This window comes from Streptomyces sp. SL06 (assembly GCF_058244745.1).
On sequence record NZ_JBSYOT010000002.1, the window covers coordinates 1,790,149 to 1,815,087 of the forward strand.

At 71.7% G+C, this 24,939-nt stretch carries 26 protein-coding genes and 2 pseudogenes; 14 read left to right on the top strand and 14 right to left on the bottom strand.

Features of this window, described 5'->3' with window-relative positions:
* Positions 1–80 precede the first annotated feature (80 nt).
* Positions 81–581, bottom strand: a complete 501-nt coding sequence (locus AC4IHM_RS07980) for a hypothetical protein (RefSeq protein WP_490870783.1) — start codon at positions 579–581, stop codon at positions 81–83.
* A gap of 107 nt (positions 582–688) precedes the next feature.
* A complete protein-coding gene (miaA, locus tag AC4IHM_RS07985) occupies positions 689–1,627 on the bottom strand; it encodes a tRNA (adenosine(37)-N6)-dimethylallyltransferase MiaA (RefSeq protein ID WP_490866390.1) in 939 nt (312 codons plus the stop codon).
* 183 nt (positions 1,628–1,810) lie between these two features.
* On the opposite strand from miaA, the gene AC4IHM_RS07990 reads away from it, so the two are divergent.
* Positions 1,811–2,053 carry a hypothetical protein gene (locus tag AC4IHM_RS07990; protein WP_490866391.1) on the top strand — a complete coding sequence of 81 codons (243 nt, stop codon included), beginning with the start codon at positions 1,811–1,813 and terminating at the stop codon, positions 2,051–2,053.
* A gap of 24 nt (positions 2,054–2,077) precedes the next feature.
* Positions 2,078–2,362 (top strand): antitoxin, encoded by a 285-nt coding sequence (locus AC4IHM_RS07995; protein ID WP_490866392.1) that lies wholly within the window; start codon positions 2,078–2,080, stop codon positions 2,360–2,362.
* 100 nt (positions 2,363–2,462) lie between these two features.
* On the opposite strand, the gene AC4IHM_RS08000 is transcribed toward AC4IHM_RS07995, so the two are convergent.
* From AC4IHM_RS08000 to AC4IHM_RS08015, 4 genes are all read right to left on the bottom strand, one after another.
* On the bottom strand, positions 2,463–3,188 hold the full coding sequence (locus tag AC4IHM_RS08000; protein ID WP_490866393.1) for a class III extradiol dioxygenase subunit B-like domain-containing protein: 726 nt from the start codon (positions 3,186–3,188) through the stop codon (positions 2,463–2,465).
* A gap of 49 nt (positions 3,189–3,237) precedes the next feature.
* Positions 3,238–4,755 (bottom strand): tRNA (N6-isopentenyl adenosine(37)-C2)-methylthiotransferase MiaB, encoded by a 1,518-nt coding sequence (gene miaB, locus AC4IHM_RS08005; protein ID WP_490866394.1) that lies wholly within the window; start codon positions 4,753–4,755, stop codon positions 3,238–3,240.
* Positions 4,756–4,833: 78 nt separating this feature from the next.
* Positions 4,834–5,493 carry a response regulator transcription factor gene (locus AC4IHM_RS08010; RefSeq protein ID WP_311574098.1) on the bottom strand — a complete coding sequence of 220 codons (660 nt, stop codon included), beginning with the start codon at positions 5,491–5,493 and terminating at the stop codon, positions 4,834–4,836.
* On the bottom strand, positions 5,493–6,554 hold the full coding sequence (locus AC4IHM_RS08015; RefSeq protein ID WP_490866395.1) for a sensor histidine kinase: 1,062 nt from the start codon (positions 6,552–6,554) through the stop codon (positions 5,493–5,495). The genes AC4IHM_RS08010 and AC4IHM_RS08015 overlap by 1 nt, the downstream gene beginning before the upstream one ends.
* A 102-nt stretch (positions 6,555–6,656) precedes the next feature.
* Between AC4IHM_RS08015 and AC4IHM_RS08020 the strand changes: the two genes are divergently transcribed.
* Both AC4IHM_RS08020 and AC4IHM_RS08025 read left to right on the top strand, forming a co-directional pair.
* Positions 6,657–7,142: a cation:proton antiporter regulatory subunit gene (locus tag AC4IHM_RS08020; protein WP_490866396.1), complete on the top strand. Its 486-nt coding sequence runs from the start codon at positions 6,657–6,659 to the stop codon at positions 7,140–7,142.
* A gap of 4 nt (positions 7,143–7,146) precedes the next feature.
* A complete protein-coding gene (locus AC4IHM_RS08025) occupies positions 7,147–8,385 on the top strand; it encodes a cation:proton antiporter (protein ID WP_490866397.1) in 1,239 nt (412 codons plus the stop codon).
* A gap of 125 nt (positions 8,386–8,510) precedes the next feature.
* Here AC4IHM_RS08025 and AC4IHM_RS08030 read toward each other — a convergent pair whose 3' ends face one another.
* The gene (locus tag AC4IHM_RS08030) at positions 8,511–8,948 is read right to left on the bottom strand and encodes a pyrophosphohydrolase domain-containing protein (protein WP_490866398.1); all 438 of its coding nucleotides are present in this window, start codon (positions 8,946–8,948) and stop codon (positions 8,511–8,513) included.
* A gap of 108 nt (positions 8,949–9,056) precedes the next feature.
* On the opposite strand from AC4IHM_RS08030, the gene AC4IHM_RS08035 reads away from it, so the two are divergent.
* The gene (locus AC4IHM_RS08035) at positions 9,057–10,052 is read left to right on the top strand and encodes a TAXI family TRAP transporter solute-binding subunit (RefSeq protein WP_490866399.1); all 996 of its coding nucleotides are present in this window, start codon (positions 9,057–9,059) and stop codon (positions 10,050–10,052) included.
* Here the strand turns inward: AC4IHM_RS08035 and AC4IHM_RS08040 are convergent.
* Together AC4IHM_RS08040 and AC4IHM_RS08045 are read right to left on the bottom strand one after the other, a co-directional pair.
* Positions 10,031–11,485 (bottom strand): HAMP domain-containing sensor histidine kinase, encoded by a 1,455-nt coding sequence (locus AC4IHM_RS08040; protein ID WP_490866400.1) that lies wholly within the window; start codon positions 11,483–11,485, stop codon positions 10,031–10,033. The genes AC4IHM_RS08035 and AC4IHM_RS08040 overlap by 22 nt on opposite strands.
* Before the next feature lie 9 nt (positions 11,486–11,494).
* Entirely contained in the window at positions 11,495–12,181 is a 687-nt protein-coding gene (locus AC4IHM_RS08045; RefSeq protein ID WP_490866401.1) for a response regulator transcription factor, read from the bottom strand.
* A 289-nt stretch (positions 12,182–12,470) separates the two neighbouring features.
* Here AC4IHM_RS08045 and AC4IHM_RS08050 point away from each other — a divergent pair.
* The 8 genes and pseudogenes from AC4IHM_RS08050 (at position 12,471) to AC4IHM_RS08085 (ending at position 18,855) form a co-directional block, all read left to right on the top strand.
* Positions 12,471–13,248 (top strand): annotated as a pseudogene (locus AC4IHM_RS08050) (amino acid ABC transporter ATP-binding protein).
* Positions 13,249–13,373: 125 nt separating this feature from the next.
* Positions 13,374–14,210, top strand: coding sequence for a glutamate ABC transporter substrate-binding protein (locus AC4IHM_RS08055; protein ID WP_490866402.1), 837 nt, complete (start codon positions 13,374–13,376; stop codon positions 14,208–14,210).
* Between the two features lie 84 nt (positions 14,211–14,294).
* Positions 14,295–14,963, top strand: coding sequence for an amino acid ABC transporter permease (locus AC4IHM_RS08060; protein ID WP_490866403.1), 669 nt, complete (start codon positions 14,295–14,297; stop codon positions 14,961–14,963).
* Entirely contained in the window at positions 14,960–15,859 is a 900-nt protein-coding gene (locus AC4IHM_RS08065) for an amino acid ABC transporter permease (RefSeq protein WP_490866404.1), read from the top strand. The genes AC4IHM_RS08060 and AC4IHM_RS08065 overlap by 4 nt, the downstream gene beginning before the upstream one ends.
* Positions 15,860–16,034: 175 nt before the next feature.
* Positions 16,035–17,646, top strand: a pseudogene (locus AC4IHM_RS08070) (FAD-dependent monooxygenase).
* Between the two features lie 125 nt (positions 17,647–17,771).
* Positions 17,772–17,843 (top strand): putative leader peptide, encoded by a 72-nt coding sequence (locus tag AC4IHM_RS08075; protein ID WP_372455820.1) that lies wholly within the window; start codon positions 17,772–17,774, stop codon positions 17,841–17,843.
* Positions 17,844–17,923: 80 nt separating this feature from the next.
* Complete coding sequence (locus AC4IHM_RS08080; protein WP_490866405.1) at positions 17,924–18,466, top strand: cupin domain-containing protein; 543 nt, start codon at positions 17,924–17,926, stop codon at positions 18,464–18,466.
* Positions 18,463–18,855 carry a rhodanese-like domain-containing protein gene (locus AC4IHM_RS08085; RefSeq protein WP_490866406.1) on the top strand — a complete coding sequence of 131 codons (393 nt, stop codon included), beginning with the start codon at positions 18,463–18,465 and terminating at the stop codon, positions 18,853–18,855. Before AC4IHM_RS08080 ends, AC4IHM_RS08085 begins: the two co-directional genes overlap by 4 nt.
* A gap of 31 nt (positions 18,856–18,886) precedes the next feature.
* Here AC4IHM_RS08085 and AC4IHM_RS08090 read toward each other — a convergent pair whose 3' ends face one another.
* From AC4IHM_RS08090 to AC4IHM_RS08110, 5 genes are all read right to left on the bottom strand, one after another.
* The gene (locus AC4IHM_RS08090) at positions 18,887–19,855 is read right to left on the bottom strand and encodes a sugar ABC transporter substrate-binding protein (RefSeq protein ID WP_490866407.1); all 969 of its coding nucleotides are present in this window, start codon (positions 19,853–19,855) and stop codon (positions 18,887–18,889) included.
* A gap of 257 nt (positions 19,856–20,112) precedes the next feature.
* Positions 20,113–20,952: a recombination regulator RecX gene (gene recX / locus AC4IHM_RS08095; protein WP_490866408.1), complete on the bottom strand. Its 840-nt coding sequence runs from the start codon at positions 20,950–20,952 to the stop codon at positions 20,113–20,115.
* A gap of 3 nt (positions 20,953–20,955) precedes the next feature.
* Positions 20,956–22,083, bottom strand: a complete 1,128-nt coding sequence (gene recA / locus AC4IHM_RS08100) for a recombinase RecA (protein WP_490866409.1) — start codon at positions 22,081–22,083, stop codon at positions 20,956–20,958.
* Between the two features lie 250 nt (positions 22,084–22,333).
* Positions 22,334–23,629, bottom strand: coding sequence for an AI-2E family transporter (locus AC4IHM_RS08105; RefSeq protein ID WP_490866410.1), 1,296 nt, complete (start codon positions 23,627–23,629; stop codon positions 22,334–22,336).
* A 60-nt stretch (positions 23,630–23,689) separates the two neighbouring features.
* On the bottom strand, positions 23,690–23,884 hold the full coding sequence (locus AC4IHM_RS08110) for a DUF3046 domain-containing protein (protein WP_210962767.1): 195 nt from the start codon (positions 23,882–23,884) through the stop codon (positions 23,690–23,692).
* Positions 23,885–23,965: 81 nt separating this feature from the next.
* Here AC4IHM_RS08110 and AC4IHM_RS08115 point away from each other — a divergent pair, with 81 nt between their 5' ends.
* Positions 23,966–24,931, top strand: a complete 966-nt coding sequence (locus AC4IHM_RS08115) for a hypothetical protein (RefSeq protein WP_490866411.1) — start codon at positions 23,966–23,968, stop codon at positions 24,929–24,931.
* Positions 24,932–24,939: the final 8 nt, after the last annotated feature.

Consider the following 24,939-nt stretch of genomic DNA (forward strand, 5'->3'; position numbering starts at 1 on the left):
GCAACGGGACGGGTGGTGCGGGCGGGGGCCCGCGGGGCGCACGCGCGCGTGGCCGCCGGCAGCGCGGCGGTGGGCCCGGGTCAGCCCCGCAGGCGGGCCACCCGCCACACCGCCAGGACGACGACGGCGGCGACCGCCAGGGCGTACACGAGGATCATCCGCCAGTCGGCACGGCGCCCCGATCCGCGCTGCGGCAGGCCCGGCCAGGTGTAGCCGACCCGGCGGGCGGCCATCATGCCCCAGCCGGCCGCGCAGGAGCAGATCAGCAGCCCCAGCATCGCGATCACGGCGCCGCTGTCGCCGAAGTCGAAGGCGAGCGGGAAGGCGAACATCAGGGAGCCGACCGCGGCGAGGCAGACGACGGGCGCGAGCTGCCAGACCCGCAGCCGTCCCTGCGGACGCAGCTCGACCTCGACCTCGTCCCCGTACATCTCGCCGGGCCCGGGACCGTCCGTGGTCACGCCCACCGGCGTCTCGTCGGGTCCGTCGGGACTCAGAGCGACCGCGTCCGGCTCCGGTTCGCCGTGGCCGGCGCTGCCGTGCCCGGTACTCGGTGCGGTGTCACGAGGGCCGGCCTCCATCGCCACGCGCCCTCCCAACTAGGACTCACTCGGTCGATCGAAGCTCGATGATGGCACGCCGCCGAAGGCCGGGATGACGGCCGGGGCGTCCCGATGCCATCACGTGATCAGGCTGTAACCGGTCGTTCGACCAACGACAGGGCGAGCCGCGGAAGTTCCGTGCGATCCGCCGCTCCCCCACTCAACCAGTGCACCCGCGGATCGCGCCTGAACCACGAATCCTGACGGCGCGCGAAGCGCTTGGTGGCGCGGACGGTCTCGGCGCGTGCCTCGTGGAGTGTGCACTCGCCGGCGAGTGCCGCGAGGACCTGCTGGTAGCCCAGCGCGCGCGACGCCGTACGCCCTTCGCGCAACCCCTGCGCCCGCAGTGCGCTCACCTCGTCCACCAGACCGGCCTCCCACATCCGGTCCACCCGGCGGGCGATGCGCTCGTCCAGCTCGGGGCGCGCCACGTCGACGCCGATCTGCACGGTGTCGTAGAAGGAGTCGTGGCCGGGGAGGTTGGCGGTGAAGGGCTTGCCGGTGATCTCGATCACCTCCAGGGCGCGCACGATCCGGCGCCCGTTGCCGGGCAGGATGGCCCGGCCGGCCTCCGGGTCGGCGGCGGTCAGCCGGGCATGCAGCGCCCCCGAGCCCTCCTGTGCCAGCTCCTCCTCGAGCCGGGCCCTGACCTCGGGGTCCGTGCCGGGGAACTCCAGGTTGTCGACGACGCCGCGGACGTAGAGGCCGGAACCGCCGACGAGGATCGGCCGGCGTCCCGCGGCGAGCAGCGCGTCGATCCGCTCCCGCGCCAGCCGCTGGTACTCGGCGACGGACGCCGTGACCGTCACGTCCCAGATGTCCAGCAGATGGTGCGGGACGCCGCCGCGCTCCTCGGGCGTCAGCTTGGCGGTACCGATGTCCATCCCCCGGTAGAGCTGCATGGAGTCGGCGTTGACGACCTCGCCGCCGAGCCGCCTGGCCAGGAAGACGCCCAGATCGGACTTTCCGGCCGCGGTGGGTCCGACTACGGCGATGACGCGGGGAGGCGTGGATGTGCTGCTCACCGGACCAGTCTCGCAAACCTCCCACCTCACCCCCGAACGAGTTACGTGACGGCGCGGGAGCCGGGGTCGTTGCCCGTTGCGAGGTTCCCGCTCCCCGGAGCACCGGGGCGATGGCACCGGATACGCGAACGGGCCACCGGATGCCGCGGGACATCGCTCGCACGAGTAACGTATGGAGTTGACATGGGCGTTCTTGCACGGCTTCTTCGGAGGTCGAAAACCACCGAGGAGAAGGCGGCCACCGAAGGGGCGCCGGCCGCCGAGACACGGGCCGGCACCCCGGACACCGGGCGCGCCACGGAGGAGAACGCGGCGCAGGCCGCTGAGACCGCGGGGGCCGCCGACTCGGAGAGTGTCGGCATCCCCAAGCAGCAGTCCGCCGTGGAGGCCGTCGACAACGAGGCCGACAAGGGCGCCCGCACCTGACTGCCCCGTGAGGGAAGGCGAACCATGGGTCTTCTGGACAACTTCAAGGCCAGACTCGAACCGGCGAAGGGCAAGGTCTCCGACCTCGCACAGCAGCACGGGGACAAGATCGATCGCGGTCTCGACAAGGTGGCGCAGACCGTCGACGAGAAGACCAAGGGCAAGTACAGCGACCGTATCCAGACGGGCACGGGCAAGGCCAAGGGCGCCGTGGACCGCCTTGCCCAGAAGGACGAGGGCAAGGACAAGGGCAAGGACAGCGGCAAGCCGGACACCACCCCGCCGGCGGGACCGCCTCCGGCCTCCTGACCCGGGCGCCCCGGCGCGCGGGCGAGCACCGGCCACTGCGGCGGGCGGTCACGGAGCGATCTGCGGATCGGCCCCGGGCCGTCCGCCGGTCCGTGCCCGGCTACGACCAGGCCGCCGCGACGTATCCCACCCCGTACGGCGCGTCCTCGTACAGCAGCGCGCCGGCCAGAGGCGTGTCCCCTGCCGCGCCCGCGAGGACCTGCCAGGGCGCCCGGCCCGACACCCGCAGCTCGCGGGCGAGTACGGCGTCCAGCGCGGCGAGCGCCGCCGCGTCCGCCGCGCCCAGCGCGCGTCCCAGCTCCGCGTCGAAGGGCGCCGCCCGCACGTCGAGGTACCCGGGCGCCTTGACCGTGCGGCACGCGCTGGCGTCGCCCAGCACCAGCAGCGCCACCCGCCCGGCCCGCGCCGCGATGTCCCGCCCCAGGGCGGCGCAGCGCTCGGCGGGCAGGGCCTCCCCCACTCCGACGCCCTCGACGGGGGCGTCGGCCCACCCGGTCCGCCCGAGCAGCCAGGCGCCCACGGCGAGCCCGTACGGCAGACCGGGTCCGTCCGCCGGGCCGCCCTCCGCGCCGACGGGCGCGCCCAGACGCACGTCCAGGTCCACGCCGAAGCCGCGGAACGAGCCGCGCGTGCCCTGGGGGTAGGCCTCGGGCCCGGCGGAGTCGGCGGGCCCCACGACCACGAGCCGGTCGGGGCGGGCCGCGGCGAGCACGCCCAGCGCGTCCGTGCAAGCGGCACGCGCGGCGTCCAGCTCGGGCGCGGCGCCCGCGGCGACCTCCGGTACGAGGAGCGGCGGGCAGGGGCAGACGGCGGCGGCGACAAGCATGATCGGCAGCGTAGCCCCGCGCCGGCGGCCGCCGCCCGACACCCCGCGGTCAGTCGCAGCCGCAGCCGCTCGCCATGGCCGGCTGGGGCGCGGGAGCACCGATCCCGGGCAGGCCCAGCATCACGCCCGCGGGTTTGGTCTGCTCGGCCGCGTTGCGCTTCTCCCAGGCGTCGCCCGCGCGGGTGCGGCGCACGTCGAGCACCGCGCCCTCGGCGAGGAGGTGGTGCGGGGCGGCGTAGGTGACCTCGACGGTCACCACGTCGCCGGGGCGGACCTCCTGGCCGGGCTTGGTGAAGTGCACGAGGCGGTTGTCGGGGGCGCGGCCGGAGAGGCGGTGGGTGGCGCCGTCCTTTCGGCCCTCGCCCTCGGCGACCATCAGCTCCAGGGTGCGGCCGACCTGTTTCCTGTTCTCCTCCCAGGAGATCTCCTCCTGGAGGGCGACGAGGCGCTCGTAACGCTCCTGGACGACCGCCTTGGGGATCTGCCCCGCCATGTCGGCCGCCGGGGTGCCGGGCCGCTTGGAGTACTGGAAGGTGAAGGCCTGGGCGAACCGGGCCTCCCGCACCACGTGCAGGGTCTGCTCGAAGTCCGCCTCGGTCTCGCCGGGGAAGCCCACGATGATGTCGGTGGTGATCGCGGCGTGCGGGATGGCGGCCCGCACCTTCTCGATGATCCCCAGGTAGCGCTCCTGCCGGTAGGAGCGGCGCATCGCCTTCAGCACCCGGTCGGAGCCGGACTGGAGCGGCATGTGCAGCTGCGGCATCGCGTTCGGCGTCTCGGCCATGGCGGCGATCACGTCGTCGGTGAAGTCGCGCGGGTGCGGGGAGGTGAAGCGGACGCGCTCCAGGCCGTCGATGTTCCCGCAGGCCCGCAGCAGCTTGCCGAAGGCCTCGCGGTCGCCGATGTCGGAGCCGTAGGCGTTGACGTTCTGCCCGAGCAGGGTGATCTCGCTGACGCCCTCGTCGACCAGGGCCTCGACCTCGGCCAGGATGTCGCCGGGACGGCGGTCCTTCTCCTTGCCGCGCAGTGCCGGGACGATGCAGAAGGTGCAGGTGTTGTTGCAGCCGACGGAGATGGAGACCCAGGCCGCGTAGGCGCTCTCGCGCCGGGTGGGCAGCGTGGACGGGAACGCCTCCAGGGACTCGGCGATCTCGACCTGCGCCTCCTCCTGCACACGGGCGCGCTCCAGCAGCACCGGCAGCTTGCCGATGTTGTGCGTGCCGAAGACGACGTCCACCCAGGGCGCGCGCTTCACGATGGCGTCGCGGTCCTTCTGCGCCAGGCAGCCGCCGACCGCGATCTGCATCCCGGGCCGGCTCGCCTTCTTGGGGGCGAGGTGGCCGAGGTTGCCGTACAGCTTGTTGTCGGCGTTCTCCCGCACGGCGCAGGTGTTGAAGACGACGACGTCCGCGTCGCCGTCGGCGCTCTCGGGGGCGCGGACGTAGCCCGCGTCCTCCAGCAGGCCGGACAATCGCTCGGAGTCGTGGACGTTCATCTGGCACCCGTAGGTGCGTACTTCGTAGGTGCGCGTGCCGCCCACTGACTGGCTCCGGTCGATGCTGCTCATGGCGACAAGGGTAGGCGGTCACGGTCGCGGCGGATGCCTGCGGCCCTTGGCCGCCGCGACCGCCCGCTCCGGGCGGGGTCAGGGCTCGATGAGGCCCGCGCGGATCGCGTACCGGGTGAGTTCCAGACGATCGCGCACGCCCAGCTTCTGCAGAAGGTTGGCGCGGTGGCGTTCGACGGTCTTGGCGCTGATGAAGAGCAGTTCGCCGATCTCCTTGGAGGTGTGGCCCTCGGCGACGAGCTTGAGGATCTCCTCCTCGCGCTCGGTGATGGGCCGCTCGGGCAGTCCGCCGCCCCGGTGCATGCGCTCCAGGTAGGAGCGGACGAGGGCCCGTTCGGCGCCGGGGTATATGAACGGCTCGTCGCGCACGGCGGCCCGGCAGGCCTCGACCAGGTCGCGGTCGGCGACGGACTTGAGGACATATCCGCAGGCACCGGCCTTGAGGGCCTCGAAGAAGTACTGCTCGTTGTCGTACATGGTCAGGATGAGGATGCGCAGCTCGGGCAGGCGGCGGGAGAGTTCGCGGGCCGCCTGGAGGCCGGTCATGCGGGGCATGGCGACGTCCAGGACGGCCAGGTCGACCTCGGTGGCCCGTGCCGCGGCGACGGCCTCGGCGCCGTCACCGGCCTCGGCGACCACGGTCAGGTCCGGTTCGCCGTCGAGGATGAGGCGTACGCCGCGGCGCACGAGGGTGTGGTCGTCGGCGAGCAGGACGCGGATCGGGGGCCGTGCGGACATCAGGGGCGCTCTCCGGTTCGGTCGCCGGGCGGTGCCGGGACGCGCAGGCGTACGTCGGTGCCCTTTCCGGGGGCGGGTTCGAAGTGGATCTCGGCTCCTATCAGCAGGGCCCGCTCGCGCATGCCGTGCATGCCGGCGCCCTCGGGTGCCGTGCCGAGGCCGGTGCCGTTGTCGCGTACGAGCAGTTCCACACCGTCGTCGGGCAGCGGCTGGAGGCGGAGCGCGGCACGGTCGGCGGCGGCGTGGCGGGCGGTGTTGGTCAGGCCCTCCTGGGCGACCCGGTAGATCACGAGTTCCGCCTCCGGGGAGAGCGGGGGGAGGTCGCCGGGGACGTGGTGGTGGACGGTCAGTCCATGGTGTGTGAACTCGGCGGCGAGCGAGCGCAGGGCGCTGGCGAGGCCGAGTTCCTCCAGGACGCCGGGGCGCAGCCGGCGGGCGATGCGGCGGATCTCGTCCAGGCCGGCCCGGGTGGCCTCCTGCGCCAGGGCCACCTCCTCGCGCAGGTCGGCGGGGACCCGGTCGGCGACGCGCTTGAGCTGGAGGAGGACAGCGGTGAGGGTCTGGCCGACCTCGTCGTGGAGTTCGCGGGCGATGCGGTGGCGTTCGTGCTCCTGGGCCTGCAGTGCCCGGCCGGTGCCGGCGGCGCGTTCGGCCTGGAGCCGGTCCAGCATCGTGTTGTACGTCGCGATCAGCTGCGCGGCCTCGGCCGGTCCCGCGACCGTCGGGCGGGCACCGGGCATCAGCAGGTCGGCGGTGGCCATGGCCCGGCCGAGCCGGTGCAGCGGGTTGAGGCCGATGCGCAGCACGATCGCGTTGCCGGCCAGCAGAGCCGCGAGGCCGGCCAGGACGACCAGCGCCTCTTCGGCCAGGACCGGCGTGGACACGGTGAGGGGTCCGAGCAGCAGTGCGGTGGCGACGACGAGGCCCGTGGCGTTGAGCGAGAAGATCCGCCAGAAAAGCGACACGGTCCTCTTCCCGCTCCTCCCTGATTTCGCGCACGAGACTGCCGCGTCCAGTTTCGCCTCCCGCGACCGGCCGCGTATATCCGTCACGACACCCATATCGCCACGGTACGCGTGGATGGCAGCATGGCGAGGCCACGCGCACGTGACGTACGTGCAGGAAGCGCAGCAAGATGTGCAGGACGAATGAGGGGAAAGCTCGTGTCAGCTCCACGCCTGAGGGCGACGCCGCTCCCGGGTATCGGGGTCCAGTACGACCTGGTGACCCGCGAACACCGCCACCTGTCGGTGGTGGCGCACCGCGACGGCACCCGCACGGTGAACGTATACCGGACCGACGACCCCGATTCCTGCGCCCACTCGCTGCGGCTGGCAGGCCCGGAGGCGAGCGCGCTGATCGACGCGCTCAAGCCCTCCCACCACAGTGCCAACCTGCTCTACACCACGGATCTGGGACTGGTCGCCGAGCGGATCGAGGTGACCGCCACCTCCCGCTGGAACGGGCGGCTGCTGGGCGACACCCGGATGCGGACCGAAACCGGCGCGTCGATCGTGGCGGTACTGCGACGGGCCGAGGCCATACCGTCGCCGGCGCCGGACTTCCGGCTCGTGGGTGGTGACACCTTGATCGTCATCGGCACCCGTGAGGGCGTCGACGCCGCCGCGGCGATACTCGGGCAGGAGTGAGTCTGTGCACGGCGCGGTCCTACTGATCGAGTTCGGTTCCATCATCCTGGGGCTCGGGCTCCTCGGCCGGTTCGCCGGCCGTTACCGCCTCTCCCCCATCCCCCTGTACCTGCTGGCGGGCCTGGCCTTCGGCGAGGGCGGGCTGCTCCCGCTCGGCGCGAGCGAGGAGTTCGTCGCGACCGGCGCCGAGATCGGCGTCATCCTGCTGCTGCTCATGCTGGGCCTGGAGTACACGGCCAGCGATCTCGTCACCAACCTCAAGTCCCACTACCCCGCGGGTGTCGTCGACTGCGCGCTCAACGCCGTGCCGGGCGCGGTGGCCGCCCTGCTGCTGGGCTGGGGTCCGGTGGCCGCCGTGGTCCTCGCCGGTGTGACATGGATCTCGTCGTCCGGTGTCATCGCCAAGGTACTGGGCGATCTGGGCCGGGTCGGCAACCGCGAGACGCCGGTGATCCTGAGCGTGCTGGTCCTCGAGGACCTGGCGATGGCGGTGTACCTGCCGATCGTCACGGCGCTCGTCGCCGGTGCCGGCCTGATGACCGGCAGCATCACGCTGGCGGTGGCGCTGGCCGCGGCCGGCCTGGTGCTGTTCGTGGCGGTGCGCTACGGCCGGCTGATCTCACGGTTCGTCTCCAGCGACGACCCGGAGAAGCTGCTGCTGGTGGTGCTGGGTCTGACGATCCTGGTCGCGGGCGTCGCGCAACAGCTCCAGGTGTCGGCCGCGGTGGGCGCCTTCCTGGTGGGCATCGCGCTGTCCGGGGAGGTCGCGGAGGGCGCGCACACGCTGCTGAGCCCGCTGCGGGACCTGTTCGCGGCGGTCTTCTTCGTCTTCTTCGGGCTGCACACCGACCCGGCCAGCATTCCGCCGGTCCTGCTGCCGGCCCTCGCGCTGGCCGTGATCACCGCCGTGACGAAGATCGCCACCGGGTACTGGGCGTCCAAGCGTGCCGGGATCTCCGTGAAGGGCCGCTGGCGAGCGGGCGGCGCACTGGTGGCGCGCGGCGAGTTCTCGATCGTCATCGCGGGCCTCGCGGTCTCGGCCGGCATCGAGCCGTCCCTGGGCCCGCTGGCCACGGCCTACGTCCTCATCCTGGTCGTCCTCGGGCCGCTCACCGCCCGCTTCACCGAGCCGCTGGCGTCCCGTCTGTTCCGCCGCCACGACAACCCCGACCGCTCGGGCGGCCACCCCGACGGGACACCCCGGTCGGCGGAGGCCGAGGCTGAGGCGTCGGTCGGCGACTGACCCCGCCCGGCCCCGGCGCGGGCTCCGACACGACCCCGGCACACAGGTGCCGGGGTCGTCGTACGAGAGGTCGACGCGGCGCCCGCCGAAGCGGTGGCGTGGGCACCGCGAGGCCCGCGCCCGCCTCAGCCGCCCGGCGTCGCCGAGGTCTCCGAGGCCTGCGGCGTGCGCGGTGTCCAGCCCTGGCGGCGCAGTACGCCGGACACGTCCGGTGCCTCGTAGTGCTCGCCCTTGAGGACCTTGCCGTCGGCTCTGCGGCTGACCCGGCCGTCGGGGCCCAGCTTGGTCATGTTGGAGCGGTGGATCTCGGCGATCACCGCGTCCAGGTCGATGCCGTGGACGAGGGCCGTGCCGTAGGCGACGTAGACCACATCGGCCAGTTCGTGCGCGAGCCGGTCGAGCGGGGCTCCCACCGACACCTCGGCGACCTCGGCGGCCTCCTCGGCGAGCAGCTCGCCCCGGTGCGCGGCCAGCTCGGGCGCGACCTCGGTCGGAGTGCTGCGGGCGTCCAGCCCGAAGGCGAGGTGGAAGGCGTGGACCAGTTCGGCGGGCGAGGAACTCATGCCGACGACTCTAGCGAGGCCCACTGACAGCCGTCCCCGGGTGCCTTCGGGCCCGCCGTGTGAGGGCGGCCCTGGTCAGCGCGGTTGCGGGCTGGCAGGATCGCGCCCATGTCCACACTGCTCTCCCGTGTCGGCGGGCGCCGGGCCGTCCGGGGCGCGGTCGCCGGTGCCGTCGCGCTCGGGCTGCTCCTGTGGTGGCTGCTGCCGCTGGGCGAGGAGCCGCCGAGCGGGACCATCACCTTCAGCACGGGCACCCGCGCGGGTGTCTACCAGAAGTACGGCGAACTGCTGCGCACCGCGCTGCGCAGGGACATGCCGCACCTGGACGTGCGGCTGATGACGAGCGCGGGCTCGCAGGAGAACGTCGAGCGGGTGGCGTCCGGGAAGGCCGACTTCACGATCGCCGCGGCCGACGCGGTGGAGACGTACAAGCTCGCCGGCGGCCCCGGTGCGGAGGGACTGCGCGGTGTCACCCGCCTGTACGACGACTATGTGCAGCTCGTGGTGCCGAGCGACTCGGACATCCAGTCGGTCGCCGACCTGCGCGGCAAGCGGGTGGCCATCGGGCTGCCGGACTCGGGGGTCCGGCTGATCGCCGCCCGGCTGCTGAAGGCCGTGGGCATTGATCCGGAGCGGGACATCACGCCCAGCGCGGACGGCATCGACACCGGCCCCGGCCGGCTGGGCGACCGGCTCGACGCGTTCTTCTGGTCGGGCGGGGTGCCGACGGACGGGCTCAAGCGGATAGCGGAGAAGTCCGCCTTCCGGTTCGTGCCGATCGGCGACGACCTCGTCACCAAGCTGCACAAGGCCGGCGGCGCGACCCGCTACTACCGCACCACGAACATGCCGGAGTCGGCCTACCCCACCGTCCAGAACGGCGCCGTGGTGCCCACGATGGCGGTGTCCAACCTGCTGGTGACCCGCGCGGACGTGGACCCGCGGCTCACCGAGTGGCTGACCCGGACGGTGCTCGACAGCCGCGACGGCATCGGGGCGCACGTCCACTCCGCGCAGTTGGTGGACCTGCGCACCGCGATCTACACCGACCCGCTGACGCTGCACGAGGGCGCCCGGCGCTACTACCGGTCGGTCAAGCCGTAGGGCCGCTCCGCGCCGCTGTCCGCGTCCGTCCCGGGCCGGGACCTCGGCACCGTGACCGTCACCTCCAGGCCGTGCGGCTCGTGGTGGCCGAAGGCGATCGAGCCGTCGCCCGCCGCGAGCAGCGCCCGGCAGATGGACAGGCCGAGCCCCGAACCCTTGACGTTCTGGTGCCGGCCGCTGCGCCAGAAACGGTCACCCACGCGCGCGAGTTCCTCGTCGGTGAGCCCGGGGCCCTCGTCGGTGACGACGACGGTGGTGGCGTCCCCGGTCGAGGCGACCTCGACCCGGACGGTCTCGTTCTCCGGCGTGAACTTCACGGCGTTGTCGATGACCGCGTCCAGGGCGCTGGAGAGCGTCACCGGGTCGGCCCAGCCGGTGGTCGGCGGGCAGTCCCCCTCCAGCCGTACGCCCTTGGCCTCGGCCGTCGGTGACCAGGCCGCCAGCCGCTCGGCGGCCAGCGCGCCGATGTCGGTGACCTTCAGGTCGGCCTGGCTGTGCTCGGCCAGCGCCAGGTCGAGCAGGTCGTCCAGGACCTGGGCCAGCCGCTTGCCCTCGGTCCGGACGGAGGCGATCTCCTCGTTGCCCTCGGGCAGTTCCAGGGCGAGCAGCTCGATACGCAGCAGCAGGGCGGCCAGTGGGTTGCGCAGTTGGTGGGAGGCGTCGGCGACGAAGGCGCGCTGCTGTTCCAGCACGTCCTCCACGTGGTCCGCCATCTCGTTGAACGACCGGGCCAGGCGTCTCAGCTCCGGCGGTCCCCCGGACGGCGCGACCCGGGACTTGAGCCGCCCGGTGGCGATGTCGTGGGTGGTGGTGTCCAGGACCCGCACCGGTCGCAGCACCCAGCCGGTCAGCCGGAGCGCGGCGCCCACGGCGAGCAGCATCGCGGCGACCTCTCCGGCGCCGACGAACAGCCAGCCGCGCAGGGTGCGCTCCCGCATCGAGTCGGTGGGCGAGTCGGTGACCACGACCGCGACCACGTCCCCGTCCCGGATGACCGGCGAGGCGACCACGAGCCGGCCGTCCTCCCAGGGCCACACCTGCTGCGGGTCGTGGCTGCGGCGGCTGAGCAGCGCCTCGTCGAAGGAGTCGCGCACCTCGCCGGTGCCGGGCAGGAACCAGGTCGTCGGCGCGTTGGCCATCGGGATGTGGTTGCGGTAGAAGACGCCCGCCTTGATGCCGTAGACCTCGTAGTAGCTGGTGAGTTCGGTCTTCAGGGTCTCCAGGCGCTCGTCGGTGCCCGTGCGGCGTGAACCGCCCGACATGTCCTCGGTGACGAACTGGGCGAGCGCGGCGAAGCGCGCGGTGTCGTCGATGCGGTCGATGACGACCTTCTGCTGCTCCGCCCGTGCGACGCTGACGCCGAGCGGAACGCCGAGCGCGAGCAGTACGGCCGCCATCAGGACGATGAGCAGCGGAAGCAGGCGTGTGCGCACCCGGCCCCGCTACGCGGTGGGGGCGACGAGGCGGTAGCCGACGCCGCGGACGGTCTCGATGAGCGCCGGCATGCGCAGCTTGGAGCGCAGGGAGGCGACGTGCACCTCGAGGGTGCGCCCGGTCCCCTCCCAGCTGGTGCGCCAGACCTCGCTGATGATCTGCTCCCGGCGGAAGACCACTCCGGGGCGCTGGGCGAGCAGGGCGAGCAGGTCGAACTCCTTGCGGGTGAGCTGGACGACCGTGCCGTCCACGCTCACCTGGCGGGTCGGCAGTTCGATGCGGACCGCTCCGAGGACCACCGCGACCACGGTGTTTCCCGTGTTGTCCTCGTGGGTGGTGCGCCGGCTGACGGCGTGGATCCGGGCGAGCAGTTCCCCGGTGTCGTACGGCTTGACCACGTAGTCGTCGGCGCCGAGGTTGAGGCCGTGGATGCGGGAGCGGACGTTGGCGCGGGCGGTGACCATGATGACCGGGGTGCTGGTGCGCTTGCGGATCTTGCCGCAGACCTCGTAGCCGTCCTGGTCGGGCAGGCCGAGGTCGAGCAGGACGACGCCGAAGGAGTCGGCCTCGGGGACGAGTGCCTGGAGCGCCTCCTCGCCGCTGCGCGCGTGGGTGACGTTGAAGCCGTGCCGGGCCAGGATCGCGGACAGGGCGGCGGCCACGTGGTTGTCGTCCTCGACGAGCAGCAGTCTCATCCGCGCTCCCTCCGGTTCATCGGCCGTACGCTCGGGACGGGTAGGAAAGACGGGCGCACGCGCGCGTGCCGCCCTGTGCAGTGACGCCGATGGAGAGGGACGGCGTCAAGGGGCTTCCGGTTGCGGCCGCTCGAAGTTATCCGGCCGATATGCGCCCTGTTCACCAGTGCTACGAGTCGTACCCGATTGCTATCGGATCGTGATGCTCAGATCTCCCTCAGATGTAGAGACTCACGTGTCCCGGGTCACTACTGTCCTGCGAAACCGAGGAGGACGGAGCCCGAGAGCGATGACCGAAGTATCGGTGGCCAAGGAAGACGAGGCCTCGACCGGCGAACTGGTCGTCCTGAAGAATGTCAACAAGCACTTCGGCGCGTTGCACGTGCTCCAGGACATCGACCTGACCATCACCCGCGGCGAAGTCGTCGTGGTCATCGGACCCTCCGGGTCCGGCAAGTCCACCCTGTGTCGCACCATCAACCGCCTGGAGACCATCGACTCAGGAACGATCACGATCGACGGCAAGCCGCTCCCCGCGGAGGGCCGGGAGCTGGCCAGGCTGCGGGCCGATGTCGGCATGGTCTTCCAGTCCTTCAATCTCTTCGCGCACAAGACGGTGCTCGAGAACGTGACCCTGGGCCAGACCAAGGTCCGCAAGGTGGACGCCAAGAAGGCCGAGGAGAAGGCCCGGAGCCTGCTCGACCGGGTCGGCGTGGGCGCCCAGGCGGACAAGTACCCCGCTCAGCTCTCCGGCGGTCAGCAGCAGCGTGTCGCCATCGCGCGGGCGCTGGCCATGGACCCGAAGGTCATGCTCTTCGACGAGCCGACGTTCGGCCCTCGACCCCGAGATGATCAATGAGGTGCTCGAGGTCATGAAGCAGCTCGCACAGGACGGCATGACCATGGTCGTGGTCACGCACGAGATGGGCTTCGCCCGGTCGGCAGCCAACCGCGTCGTGTTCATGGCGGACGGCCGCATCGTCGAGGAAGCCACACCGGACCAGTTCTTCAGCAACCCGCGCAGCGACCGTGCCAAGGACTTCCTGTCGAAGATCCTGCACCACTGAGTCTCTCCCCGCGCTCCCGTCGTACGGCTTCGTCCGCCCCGGCGGACGGCCCCGACGGCCGCGTCCGATCGCCTGATCCTCTGATCGTCCGATCGAAGTTCGATCACAGCCAAAGGATGTTCACCATGAAGCTCCGCAAGGTCACCGCCGCCTCGGCCACCATTCTCGCCCTCGCTCTGACCGCCACCGCGTGCGGCAGCGACGACGACAGCGACAGCGGCTCCTCCGGGGGCAGCAAGAAGATCACCGTCGGTATCAAGTTCGACCAGCCGGGCCTCGGCCAGAAAACCCCGCAGGGCTACGAGGGCTTCGACGTGGACGTCGCCACGTACGTCGCCAAGAAGCTCGGCTACGACGAGGACCAGATCGAGTGGAAGGAGTCGAAGAGCGCCGACCGCGAGACCATGCTCCAGCGCGGTGACGTCGACTTCATCGCCGCCACCTACTCGATCACCCCGGAGCGCGAGGAGAAGGTCGACTTCGCCGGCCCGTACCTGCTCGCCCACCAGGACGTGCTGCTGCGCGCCGACGACGACAAGATCAAGTCGCCGGAGGACCTCAACAACGCGAAGCTGTGCTCGGTCACCGGTTCGACCTCGGCCCAGAACGTCAAGAAGGATCTGGCGCCCAAGGCCCAGCTGCAGAACTACCCGACGTACTCCGCCTGTCTGACCGGTCTGCAGAACGGCGCCATCGACGCGCTGACCACGGACGACTCGATCCTCGCCGGTTACGCCTCCCAGTCGCAGTTCAAGGGCAAGTTCAAGCTCGGCGGCTTCAAGATGACCAACGAGAACTACGGCATCGGCGTGAAGAAGGGCAGCGACCTCAAGGCCAAGATCAACGACGCGCTCGAGGCCATGGTCTCGGACGGGGCCTGGGACAAGGCCGTCACGGACAACTTCGGACCGGCCGACTACAAGAACGAGCCGGCGCCGAAGATCGGTGACGTCAAGAGCTGAGGCCGGGCCTGACAGGGTGCGCCGCCCTCCGGAAGGGGCGGCGCACCGGGGCGGGTATTCCTACACGCGGAAGCGCGGGAGATCGTGTTCGACTTTCTTCAGGATTACGACCTGTGGGGAGCCTTCTGGAAGACGGTGCAGCTTGCTGTGCTCTCGGCCGTCGGCTCCCTGATCTGGGGCACTCTGCTCGCCGCCATGCGCGTCGGGCCGGTGCCGTTGATGCGCGGTTTCGGGACCGCGTACGTGAACATCGTGCGGAACATTCCGCTGACCGTGATCATTCTGTTCTCGTCGCTGGGACTGAGCCAGACACTGGGCGTCTACCTCGGCGCCGAGGGCAACTTCGACACGATCAACTTCCGGCTCGCCGTCCTCAGCCTAATCCTCTACACCTCGTCCTTCGTGTGCGAGGCGCTGCGCTCCGGCATCAACACGGTGCCGGTGGGCCAGGCGGAGGCGGCACGGGCCATCGGACTGAGCTTCAGCCAGGTGCTCCGGCTGGTGGTGCTCCCGCAGGCGTTCCGGTCCTCGGTCGTACCTCTGGCCAACGTACTGATCGCACTCATCAAGAACACCACGGTGGCCGCCGCCATCGGCGTCGCCGAAGCCGCCACGCTGATGAAGGACATGGTCGAGAACGAGGCGCAGTTGCTGCTGATCTCCGGGATCATCGCCTTCGGCTTCGTGGTCCTGACGCTGCCGACCGGCCTGCTCCTGGGCTGGGTGGGTAAGAAGGTTGCGGTGAAGCGATGAGTTCCCTTCTCTACGATGCCCAGGGCCCCCGTGCCAAGCGGCGCAACGTCCTGTTCACGGCCGTGTTCCTGGTCGCCCTCGCGGCCCTGCTGTGGTGGGTGTTTCGCACCCTCGACGAAAAGGGCCAGCTCGAGTGGGCCAAGTGGGAGATGTTCTTCACCAGTTCCGAGCCCTGGTCGACGTACATCTGGCCGGGCCTGCAGAACACGTTGAAGGCCGCCTTCCTCTCGGTGATCATCGCACTGCCGCTCGGCGCGGTGCTCGGCATCGCCCGCCTCTCGGACCACGTCTGGGTCCGGGTGCCGGCCGCGGTCGTCGTCGAGTTCTTCCGGTCCATCCCCGTGCTGGTCCTGATGATCTTCGGCAACGAGCTGTACTCCCAGTACACCAACGTCAGCTCAGACGACCGTCCGCTGTACGCGGTCGTCACCGGTCTGGTGCTGTACAACGCCTCCGTCCTCGCCGAGATCGTGCGGTCCGGCATCCTGTCGCTGCCCAAGGGCCAGGCCGAGGGCGCGATGGCGGTCGGGCTGCGCAAGGGCCAGGTCATGCGGCTGATCCTGCTGCCGCAGGCGGTGACCGCGATGCTGCCGGCCATCGTCAGCCAGCTCGTGGTCATCCTCAAGGACACCGCCCTCGGCGGCGCGATCCTCACCTTCCCCGACCTCCTGGCCGCCGCCAACACGATGAGCGCCTACTACGGCGCCAATACGATCGCCAGCTTCACCGTGGTGGCGGTTCTCTTCATCGCGCTCAACTTCGCCCTCACGACCTTCGCGGGCTGGCTGGAGCGCCGGCTGCGGCGGGCCAAGAAGTCGACCGGTGCGGTGCTCAAGGCGGACGACGCCGGGAATCCGGGGACCCCGGCGACCGGCGCCGGAGGCGTCACCCCCTGACGCCCCGTCAATACGTATGACCATCACGGAGGCAGTGGCATGATCGCCACTGCCTCCGTCGCTTGACGCGGGCACCGGCAGTAGGTTGCATACGTTCTGTGACCGTGCACCCTGCCCCAACGTCCTGTTCACCCACGTCTCCCGGGACGCCGCCACGGGCGGGGGGCGCCGCACCGTGGACCCGGTGATCATCACCGGAGCGGGGCCCGTCGGGCTCACGCTCGCCCTGGCGCTGGCGCGGCAGGAGGTGCCCTGCGTCGTCCTCGACGAGGGGCCGGGCAGGACCGAACCGCGTCCCGCGCGCACCGTCGTCCTGCGCGAGGACGTTCTGCGCGCTCGTCGAGCGGCTGACCGGCACTTCGCTGACGGGGCCGGGCTGCCGTTGGGCCGGATGGCGGTCGATGCGGCGCAAGCAGGTGACACGCGAGGTCGGGTTCGACGACGCCGATCCCGCGCCGCTGCACATCACCCAGCACGATCTGACCGGCGTCCTGCGCACCGCGCTCGCCCGGGAGCCACTCGTCAAGGTCGCCTGGGACAGCCGTCTGGACAGCATCGAACAGGAGGCGTCGGGCGTCACGGCGCACACCCGCGGCCCCGCCGGCACCTGGTGGCGCGGCAGTTACCTGGTCGGCTGCGACGGCCCCCGCTCGACTGTCCGCAAGCTCCAGGACATCCGCTTCCCCGGCCGCACCGCGGTGGAACGCTACGCCGTCGCCGCACTGCGCACCGAACTCCCGTGGACCGACGAGGCACTGCTCCACCGGATGCCGCCCTGGCGGACCTCCGGCCCTGCGGCCGGCGAGATCGTCGGCCGCCCCCTGCCGGACGGCGTGTGGCGCCTGGACTGGCTGCTGCCGCCCGGCAAGGACCTGGTCACGCCCGAACTGCTGGTCAACCGGGTCCGCGAGACCCTCACCGGCTGGACCGACGGGCCGACCCCGGCGTACGAACTGCTCGACACCGGGGTCCACACGGTCCACCACCGGCTGGCCCGTCGCTGGCGGGTCGACCGCGTCTTCCTCGCCGGAGACGCGGCCCACCTGCTCGGCGCGCTGGGCACGCAGGGCCTGGACGAGGGGCTGCGCGACGCCGGCAACCTCGCCTGGAAGCTGGCCGTGGCCTGGCATCACGGGCCGCACGAGGCACTGCTCGACAGCTACCACAAGGAGCGGCGCACCGCGGTCGCCGCACGGCTGCGCGCCGCCGACCAACTGCTCCCACTGCTGCGCGGCGGCGGCGGACTGCGCTCGTACGTCCCCGGCTCGGCCCGCGGCAATGACGCGCTGCTCGCGGACGGCCACCTGGGGCGCGGTGCGCTGGGCGCGCCGGGGACGTACGCCGGCTCGCCCCTCGCCCCCGAGAACCTCGCCGGCGAGGTGGCCGTCGGCACACCGCCCGGGGCACCCGTCACCGACGTACGGGTCACGGCGGAGGACGGCGCCCGCGTACGGCTGCGCGACCGGCTGGGGCGCGGGGCGCTGCTGGTGGTGCTGATCGCGCCGGGTACGGGGGTGTGGGACCGCAAGCACTGGGTGACCGCCGGGATCATGCCCCGGCTGGCGGCGGCGGTGACGGCGCTGCCCCACCACGCCGAGTTGCTGGTCGCGGAGAGTTATCCGGGTGCCGCGGCCCACACGGTGCTGCTGGTGCGCCCCGACGGTCATCTGGTGACGGCGCTGAACGGGGTGCGTCCGGCCGACCTGTACGCGGCCGCGGAGGCGGCGCTGGGCGGGGCGAAGGCGCCGGTGACGGAGGAGGCGGAGGCCGGGGCCGGGTCCCGCTGAACAGGGGGGACGGGTTCGCCGGTGGCTCGGGGCGGGCCGCCGGCAGGGGGTGCTGTCCACATGGTGAGGGTGAGTTGACCGGTCAGCGGCGTCATGGTCTACTCCGGATCGTGACCGACACCTGTGTGCGCCTGTGGCGGAGGGTCCATGTGGACCTCATCCGCTATGCGGGCTGCGTGTGTCGTCCGTCCTGCTGACTTCGCATCGCTTTCCACTTCGCGCGTGCCGCACCGGTGTGCCGCCGCGCGCTCCCTCGCGAAACCCCAGGACGGTACCCGTGTCTGTCTCCTCCCCCGCCCCCGCCTCCTCTTCCGCCGCGGCCACGCCCGCTCCCACGCAGGCCGAACTCCTCGACTTCGCACGGCGTACGGCCGCCGACGCCGAACTGATCGCCTCCCTGCCGCTCGACCCCGAGGGCCGTACCTGGGTCCGGCTGGAGGGACCGGCGGGCAGCGAGGCCTGGCTGATCGGCTGGCCGCCCGGGACCGGCACCGGCTGGCACGACCACGCCGACTCCGTGGGCGCCTTCGTGACCGCCGCGGGCGAGCTGAAGGAGAACGCGCTCGCCGCCCGTCTGCCCACCGACGGCTGGAAGACCCTGGAACTCACCGAGGACGTGGACCGGGAACGCCGGCTGCCCGCCGGGAAGGGGCGCGCCTTCGGCCGGCACCATGTGCACGAGGTGCTCAACGAGTCGGCCGACGTGCACGCCGTCTCCGTACACGCCTACTACCCGCCCCTGCCGCGGATCCGCCGCTACAGCCGCAGCGGGCAGACCCTGCGTCTGGAGCAGGTCGAGCGCCCCGAGGACTGGCAGTGAGCGAACCGACCGGAATCGACGCGCTGCTGGAGCGGGTGCGCGGCGGGTACCGGCGGATCGCACCGCGCGAGGCGTACGACGCCGCCGAGACCGGCGCGGCACTGCTGGTGGACATCCGGTACGCCGCCCTGCGCGAGCGGGACGGCGTGATTCCCGGTGCCCTGGTGGTCGAGCGCAACGAACTCGAGTGGCGTCTGGATCCGCAGGGCAGTCACCGTCTTCCCGAGGCCACGGGCCATGACGTGCGCGTCGTCGTGGTGTGCGACGAGGGTTACGCCTCCAGCCTGGCGGCGGAGTCCCTGCACCGCCTGGGCCTGCACCGGGCCACCGATCTGGTCGGCGGCTTCCAGGCCTGGCGGGCGGCGGGACTGCCGGTGACCGCTCCGTAGCCCGAGGCCGGCTCGGAACCGGCCGTCCGGCTCAGTAGTCGGCGGGGCAGTACAGCGGTGCCGTGTCCGCGTTGCGCTCGGTGACCAGGCGGATCGGCGTGTTGTCGATCTTCTTCGCCTGTCTGCCGCGCAGCAGGGCGATGGTGTTGCGGACGGCCAGTTCACCGGTGTTCCCGGCCGAGTTGGAGACCGTCGCGGAGAACCGTCCGTCCTTCAGCGCGGCGAGGGCCTCGTCGGTGCCGTTGACCGTCACGATCCTGACCTTGTCGGCTCCGGCCGCGTCGAAGGACTTGCGGGCGGCGAAGGCCATCTGCTCGTTGGCGACGAAGGCGTAGTCCAGGTCGGGGTGGGCTCGGGCCATGGTGTCCGCGACCTTGCCCGCCTTCTTGGCGTCGAACATGCCGGGCTGGTTGGCGACCACCTCGGCGTTGGCCGGAAGGGCGTCGGTGAAGCCGCCGACGAGCAGGTCGGAGGCGGCGCCCGGTGCGCCCGCGATGACACCGACCTGTACGTCACGGCCCGCCGCGTCGTCGGTGATCCACTGGGCGTCCAGTTGCCCGACGGCCTTCAGGTCGACGACAACCGCGCCCAGGATGTCGTCGGGGTCGGCGCTCACCGAGGTCAGGAAGACGGGGATGCCCGCGCTCTTGGCCTTCTCGACGGCGCTCTTCAGGGCGTCCGTGTTGACGGTCTGGAGGATGATCGCGTCGACCTCGCGCGCGATCATGTCCTCGATGTTGGTCAACTCCGTCGCGGCGTCCTGCTTGGAGTTGGCGGTGACCAGCCGCGCGAAGTTGTTCTTGGCGGCGATCTCCACGGACCGCTGGAGGCAGGTGTGGAACTGGCTGTCGCCCCCGTTGACGAACCCGAGGGTGAGCGGACCGTCGTTCGTGGAACCCGAGTCGGACGGGTAGAGGCCGCAGCCACTCAGAAGCAGTCCGGCGCCCAGAAGCCATATCTGTATCTGGGTCGTTCTTCGGTGGCGTGCGGGCGTGGGCATGGGTGGGCCGCCTTTCCGGGCGTGCTGGAGAGGTCCGTGCGAGTTCGCTCGCCGCCGGAGATCCGGGGCGGCGAATGCGCGCGGTGACCGCGGCTCGGGCAGCCACGCGACGGCGCAGACGGTACAGCCGTACGGAAGGTGTTCACCCTTCCGGGAACGCAAGGTAATCGTGCGCGATCGCCACCCCTCGGACGGGCGCCGGATCGCCGGTCCGGGTGCCCTTCCCCGCCGTGGGGAGCGCTCGGTGCGACGCCGGGTCAGAACCCCTCGTCGCCGAGGAATTCGGTGTCCTCGCCCTCTTCCTCCAGCGCCTGGCGGACCACCCGCAGGGCCGTGCCCTCGGGGTATCCCTTGCGGGCCAGCATGCCGGCGAGGCGGCGCAGCCTCTTGTCGCGGTCGAGGCCCCGGGTGGCGCGCAGCTTGCGGGCGACCAGCTCGCGCGCGGTCTCCTCCTCCTGCTCTGAGTCCAGCCGGGAGACCGCCGCGTCGATGAGCGCGGACTCGACGCCCTTGGTCCGCAGTTCCCTGGCGAGGGCGCGCCGGGCCAGCCCGCGGCCGTGGTGCCGGGACTCCACCCAGGCTTCCGCGAAGGCGCCGTCGTTGATCAGGCCGACCTCCTCGAACCTGGACAGCACCTCCTCGGCGGCCTCGTCGGGGATCTCCCGCTTGCGCAGGGCGTCGGCGAGCTGTCTGCGGGTGCGCGGGGTCCCGGTGAGCAGGCGCAGACAGATCGCCCGCGCCTGCTCGACCGGGTCCCGCGGAGGCTCCCCCTTCTCGGCCCTCGACGAGGAGGGGGTGCCTCCGTCCTCGGCGGACGGCTCCGCGCGTTCGCGCCGCCGGCGCCCCCGCGCGCCGCCCGCGCCCCGGCCCCGGCCGCTCCCGCGACGCGCCCCGCCGTCATCGCGACGCGCCTCGCCCTCATCGGGTGGGCCGGCGTCGTACGCGTCCTCGGCACCGTACGGCGCGAGGGGGCCGGCCGCCCCGTACGCGCCCTCGTCCGTGCCGACGGAGCCGTCGTCACCCGGTCTCCCCCGCTCGCGCTCCCGCGAGGCGGCATCCGGGTAGGTGTACTCGGCCCAGTCGGTTCGTCGTGTCACGGGTCAGCTCTTGGCTGCCGCGGCCTTGGACTTGGTGGCCTTGGCGGTCGCGGGGGCGGGCACCGCCGGTGCGGCGTCGGTCGTGGCGGCGGAGACGGCGGCGTCCGCGCCCGGCCCGGTGGCCGGCTCCTCGGGACGCACTCCGACGCCCAGCTTCTCCTTGATCTTCTTCTCGATCTCGTTGGCCAGGTCGGGGTTGTCCTTCAGGAAATTGCGCGCGTTCTCCTTGCCCTGGCCGAGCTGGTCGCCCTCGTACGTGTACCAGGCGCCGGCCTTGCGGACGAAGCCGTGCTCCACGCCCATGTCGATCAGGCCGCCCTCGCGGCTGATGCCATGGCCGTAGAGGATGTCGAACTCGGCCTGCTTGAAGGGGGGAGCGACCTTGTTCTTGACGACCTTGCAGCGGGTGCGGTTGCCGACCGCGTCCGTGCCGTCCTTGAGCGTCTCGATGCGGCGGATGTCGATGCGCACGGAGGCGTAGAACTTCAGCGCCCGGCCACCGGTCGTGGTCTCCGGGGAGCCGAACATCACGCCGATCTTCTCGCGGAGCTGGTTGATGAAGATCGCGGTGGTCTTGGACTGGTTGAGCGCGCTGGTGATCTTCCGCAGGGCCTGGCTCATCAGGCGGGCCTGCAGACCCACGTGGCTGTCGCCCATCTCGCCCTCGATCTCCGCGCGCGGGACGAGCGCGGCGACGGAGTCGATGACGATGAGGTCGAGGGCGCCGGAGCGGACCAGCATGTCCACGATTTCCAGGGCCTGCTCGCCGTTGTCCGGCTGGGAGAGGATCAGGTTGTCGATGTCGACGCCGAGCTTCTTCGCGTACTCGGGGTCGAGGGCGTGCTCGGCGTCGACGAACGCGACCTGGCCGCCGGCCTTCTGCGCGTTCGCCACCGCGTGCAGGGTCAGGGTCGTCTTGCCCGAGGACTCGGGGCCGTAGACCTCCACGACACGGCCGCGCGGGAGGCCGCCGACGCCGAGGGCGACGTCGAGCGCGGTCGACCCGGTCGGGATGACCTCGATGGGCTCGTTCGGCCGGTCGCCCATGCGCATGACCGCGCCCTTGCCGAACTGCCGTTCAATCTGTGCGAGCGCGGCGTCCAGGGCCTTCTCGCGGTCGGTTCCTGCCATGGGTTCCACCCGGTTTGCTTGATTCGATCGCTTCACGTCAAAGACGCTACTGCCTGCCACTGACAACGCGTCCCGATGCGGGTCCGGCCTGTGGATAACTCGGGCACTTGTCCGCCCGAACCAAGTCGAATCACCCGTCACGGGCCCTTGCCGAAGTCTCCATCAGAATGGATGTTCGATTTTCGTGTCAAGCGCACCACGCGGCACCCGCGAGAGTCACGTGCGCCGGGCCGCCCTCGGGACCGCGCCCTCAGACGGAGCCGGCGCCTTCCGCCCCTTCCGTCCCGGGGGCCGTCTGCTCCGGACGCCCGGTCCACAGTCTGCGCACCCGCGCGAGTGTGCGCACGCTCGTACGCGTCCCGGGCTCGGGCCTGCGGCTGCGGCTGCTGCGCCCTTGGACGCGCGGGTCGTCGGTGACGTCGTAGCGCTTGATGTACGCCCCGAGGAACGCCTGAAGCGTGGCGACCGCCGGGATGGCGATCAGCGCGCCGACGGCGCCGAGCAGGGCGGTGCCCGCGATGACCGAGCCGAAGGCGACCGCCGGGTGGATGTCCACGGTCTTGGACGTCAGCTTGGGCTGCAGCATGTAGTTCTCGAACTGCTGGTAGATCACCACGAAGCCCAGGACCCACACCGCGTACCAGGGGTTGACCGTGAAGGCGATCAGCATGGGCAGGGCGCCCGCGAGATAGGTGCCGATGGTGGGGATGAACTGCGACACCAGGCCCACCCACACGGCGAGCGCGGGGGCGTAGGGCACCTCCAGGACTTCCAGCAGGATGTAGTGCGCTATGCCGGAGACCAGCGCCATCAGACCGCGCGAGTACAGGTAGCCACCGGTCTTGTCGACGGCGATCTCCCACGCGCGCAGGACCTCGGCCTGCCGGGCGGGCGGCAGGACGGAGCAGAGCCCGCGCCGCAGCCGGGGGCCGTCGGCTGCGAAGTAGAACGAGAACAGCATGATCGTCAGCAGTTGGAAGAGGCCGCCGAGGACCTGGGCCGACACGTCCAGGACACCCGTGGCGCTGTTCTGCACGTAGTTGCGCAGCCAGTCGGAGCGGAGCAGGCCCTCCTGGATGTCGACCCGTCTCAGCTCGGTGTGGAAGTGGCCGTTGACCCAGTTGATGACGGAGTCGAGGTAGTCCGGGAAATCCTCGACCATCTTGACGATCTGGCCCGCGAGCATGGAACCGAGCAGCGTGACGAACCCCGCGGCGGCTATCAGCACGGCGAGGAAGACGAGGAAGGTGGCCAGCCCCCGGCGCATGCCGCGGGTGGCCATCCAGCTCACCGCGGGTTCGACGGCGAGGGCCAGGAAGAACGCGATGAGGGCATTGATCAGCAGACCGGTGAGCTGGTGGAAGGCCCAGCTGCCCAGCTGGAAGGCGGCGACGAGCGCGAGCGCCAGCACCATGGCGCGCGGCAGCCAGGGGGGCATGCGGGCGCCCGGCGCCGCGGCGCCGTCGGCCGGGGGGTCGGTGGGCGGCGTCGTACCGGTCGGGGATGTGTGCCGGGCGGCCTGCCCGGTCTCGTCAGTGGATGCCACGGGCCAAGTCTCGCCTACGCCACCACGGGCAGAGCCCCATCCGGTGATCTTCGTGAATCGTCACCGCTGCTCCTGGGGCACGTTCATGACGGTGCAGACCACCCGCCACACGTCCTTGGCGTCCCAGCCGGCGTCCAGCGCCTCGTGCACCGTACGTCCGCCCAGCTCCGCCATCACATGGTCGCGCGCGAAGGTGTCGGCGTACCCCGGACCGAAGTGATCCGTCATCCGCTCCCAGAAGACCGTCAACCGCATGACCCCAGTATCCCGCCCCTGAGAGTGGGCCCCGCGCCGGGACCGGGTGCCGGGACCGCTCCGCGCCCTACGGTCGGACCCATGGCCGAACCCGGAGCTTCCCCACTCTCCCCGACGCCCCCGCCCCCGCCGACTCCGCCGGCGCGCTCCCCCCTCGCGCGCGCGGAGCGCTTCGTGTGGCTCACCGCGCGCGTGCTGGAGCGGCGTCTTTTCGCCCACCACTTCCGCGGCGGCGGTGCCGACCCGGTGGAGACCGCGCTGGACGCCTACCTCAACGAGGACGGCGGGTACGGTCACGCGCTGGAGCCCGATCTGCGCGGCCCGGTCAGCGGGCCGCTGCACACCGCGCGCGCCCTGCGCGTCCTGGACGCCGTCGGACGCTGCGGCGGACAGCGCGTGGAACGGATGTGCCGCTATCTCACGTCCGTGTCCACCCCGGACGGTGCCCTGCCGACGGTCCATCCGAGTCAGCACGGGTACCCGGCCGCGCCCTTCCTGCCGGTCGTGGGCGACCCTCCCGGTGAACTGCTCGCCACCGGTCCGGTGGTCGGCCTGCTGCACCGCAACGAGGTGTGGCACGCCTGGCTGTTCCGCGCCACGGACTTCTGCTGGCAGGCGGCCGAGTCGCTGGACGCCGCGCAGCCGTACGAGGTGGAGGCGGCGGTCGCGTTCCTGGACTCCGCTCCCGACCGCCCGCGCGCGCAGGCGGCGGCCGGCCGGCTGGGCCGCCTGGTGCGCGAGCGGCGCCTGGCGGTGCTGGACCCGGACGACCTCGACGCGTATCCGGTCCTTGCCGGCGACGCCCCGGGCGAACACCACTTCCCGCACGACTACGCGGGAAACCCGCGCTCCCTCGCGCGGGTGTGGTTCACGGAGGACGAGATGGCCCGCTCACTCGACTTCCTCGCGGCGCAGCAGCAGGACGACGGCGGCTGGCCGGTCCGCCACCGGCATCGCTGGGCACCCGCACCGGCGCTCGAGGGCCGCCCCGCCGTGACACTCGATGCGCTGTGCACGCTGCGCGCGTACGGCCGCCTCCTCGACTGACGCGGCCC

What these genes read in the sequence shown, in the direction of transcription:
- AC4IHM_RS07980 (WP_490870783.1), bottom strand. Translation starts at nt 581, where the DNA reads ATGGAGGCCGGCCCTCGTGACACCGCACCGAGTACCGGGCACGGCAGC.
- AC4IHM_RS07990 (WP_490866391.1), top strand. Translation starts at nt 1,811, where the DNA reads ATGGGCGTTCTTGCACGGCTTCTTCGGAGGTCGAAAACCACCGAGGAG.
- AC4IHM_RS07995 (WP_490866392.1), top strand. Translation starts at nt 2,078, where the DNA reads ATGGGTCTTCTGGACAACTTCAAGGCCAGACTCGAACCGGCGAAGGGC.
- AC4IHM_RS08000 (WP_490866393.1), bottom strand. Translation starts at nt 3,188, where the DNA reads ATGCTTGTCGCCGCCGCCGTCTGCCCCTGCCCGCCGCTCCTCGTACCG.
- miaB (WP_490866394.1), bottom strand. Translation starts at nt 4,755, where the DNA reads ATGAGCAGCATCGACCGGAGCCAGTCAGTGGGCGGCACGCGCACCTAC.
- AC4IHM_RS08010 (WP_311574098.1), bottom strand. Translation starts at nt 5,493, where the DNA reads ATGTCCGCACGGCCCCCGATCCGCGTCCTGCTCGCCGACGACCACACC.
- AC4IHM_RS08015 (WP_490866395.1), bottom strand. Translation starts at nt 6,554, where the DNA reads ATGGGTGTCGTGACGGATATACGCGGCCGGTCGCGGGAGGCGAAACTG.
- AC4IHM_RS08030 (WP_490866398.1), bottom strand. Translation starts at nt 8,948, where the DNA reads ATGAGTTCCTCGCCCGCCGAACTGGTCCACGCCTTCCACCTCGCCTTC.
- AC4IHM_RS08035 (WP_490866399.1), top strand. Translation starts at nt 9,057, where the DNA reads ATGTCCACACTGCTCTCCCGTGTCGGCGGGCGCCGGGCCGTCCGGGGC.
- AC4IHM_RS08045 (WP_490866401.1), bottom strand. Translation starts at nt 12,181, where the DNA reads ATGAGACTGCTGCTCGTCGAGGACGACAACCACGTGGCCGCCGCCCTG.
- AC4IHM_RS08055 (WP_490866402.1), top strand. Translation starts at nt 13,374, where the DNA reads ATGAAGCTCCGCAAGGTCACCGCCGCCTCGGCCACCATTCTCGCCCTC.
- AC4IHM_RS08065 (WP_490866404.1), top strand. Translation starts at nt 14,960, where the DNA reads ATGAGTTCCCTTCTCTACGATGCCCAGGGCCCCCGTGCCAAGCGGCGC.
- AC4IHM_RS08090 (WP_490866407.1), bottom strand. Translation starts at nt 19,855, where the DNA reads ATGCCCACGCCCGCACGCCACCGAAGAACGACCCAGATACAGATATGG.
- recA (WP_490866409.1), bottom strand. Translation starts at nt 22,083, where the DNA reads ATGGCAGGAACCGACCGCGAGAAGGCCCTGGACGCCGCGCTCGCACAG.
- AC4IHM_RS08110 (WP_210962767.1), bottom strand. Translation starts at nt 23,884, where the DNA reads ATGCGGTTGACGGTCTTCTGGGAGCGGATGACGGATCACTTCGGTCCG.
- AC4IHM_RS08115 (WP_490866411.1), top strand. Translation starts at nt 23,966, where the DNA reads ATGGCCGAACCCGGAGCTTCCCCACTCTCCCCGACGCCCCCGCCCCCG.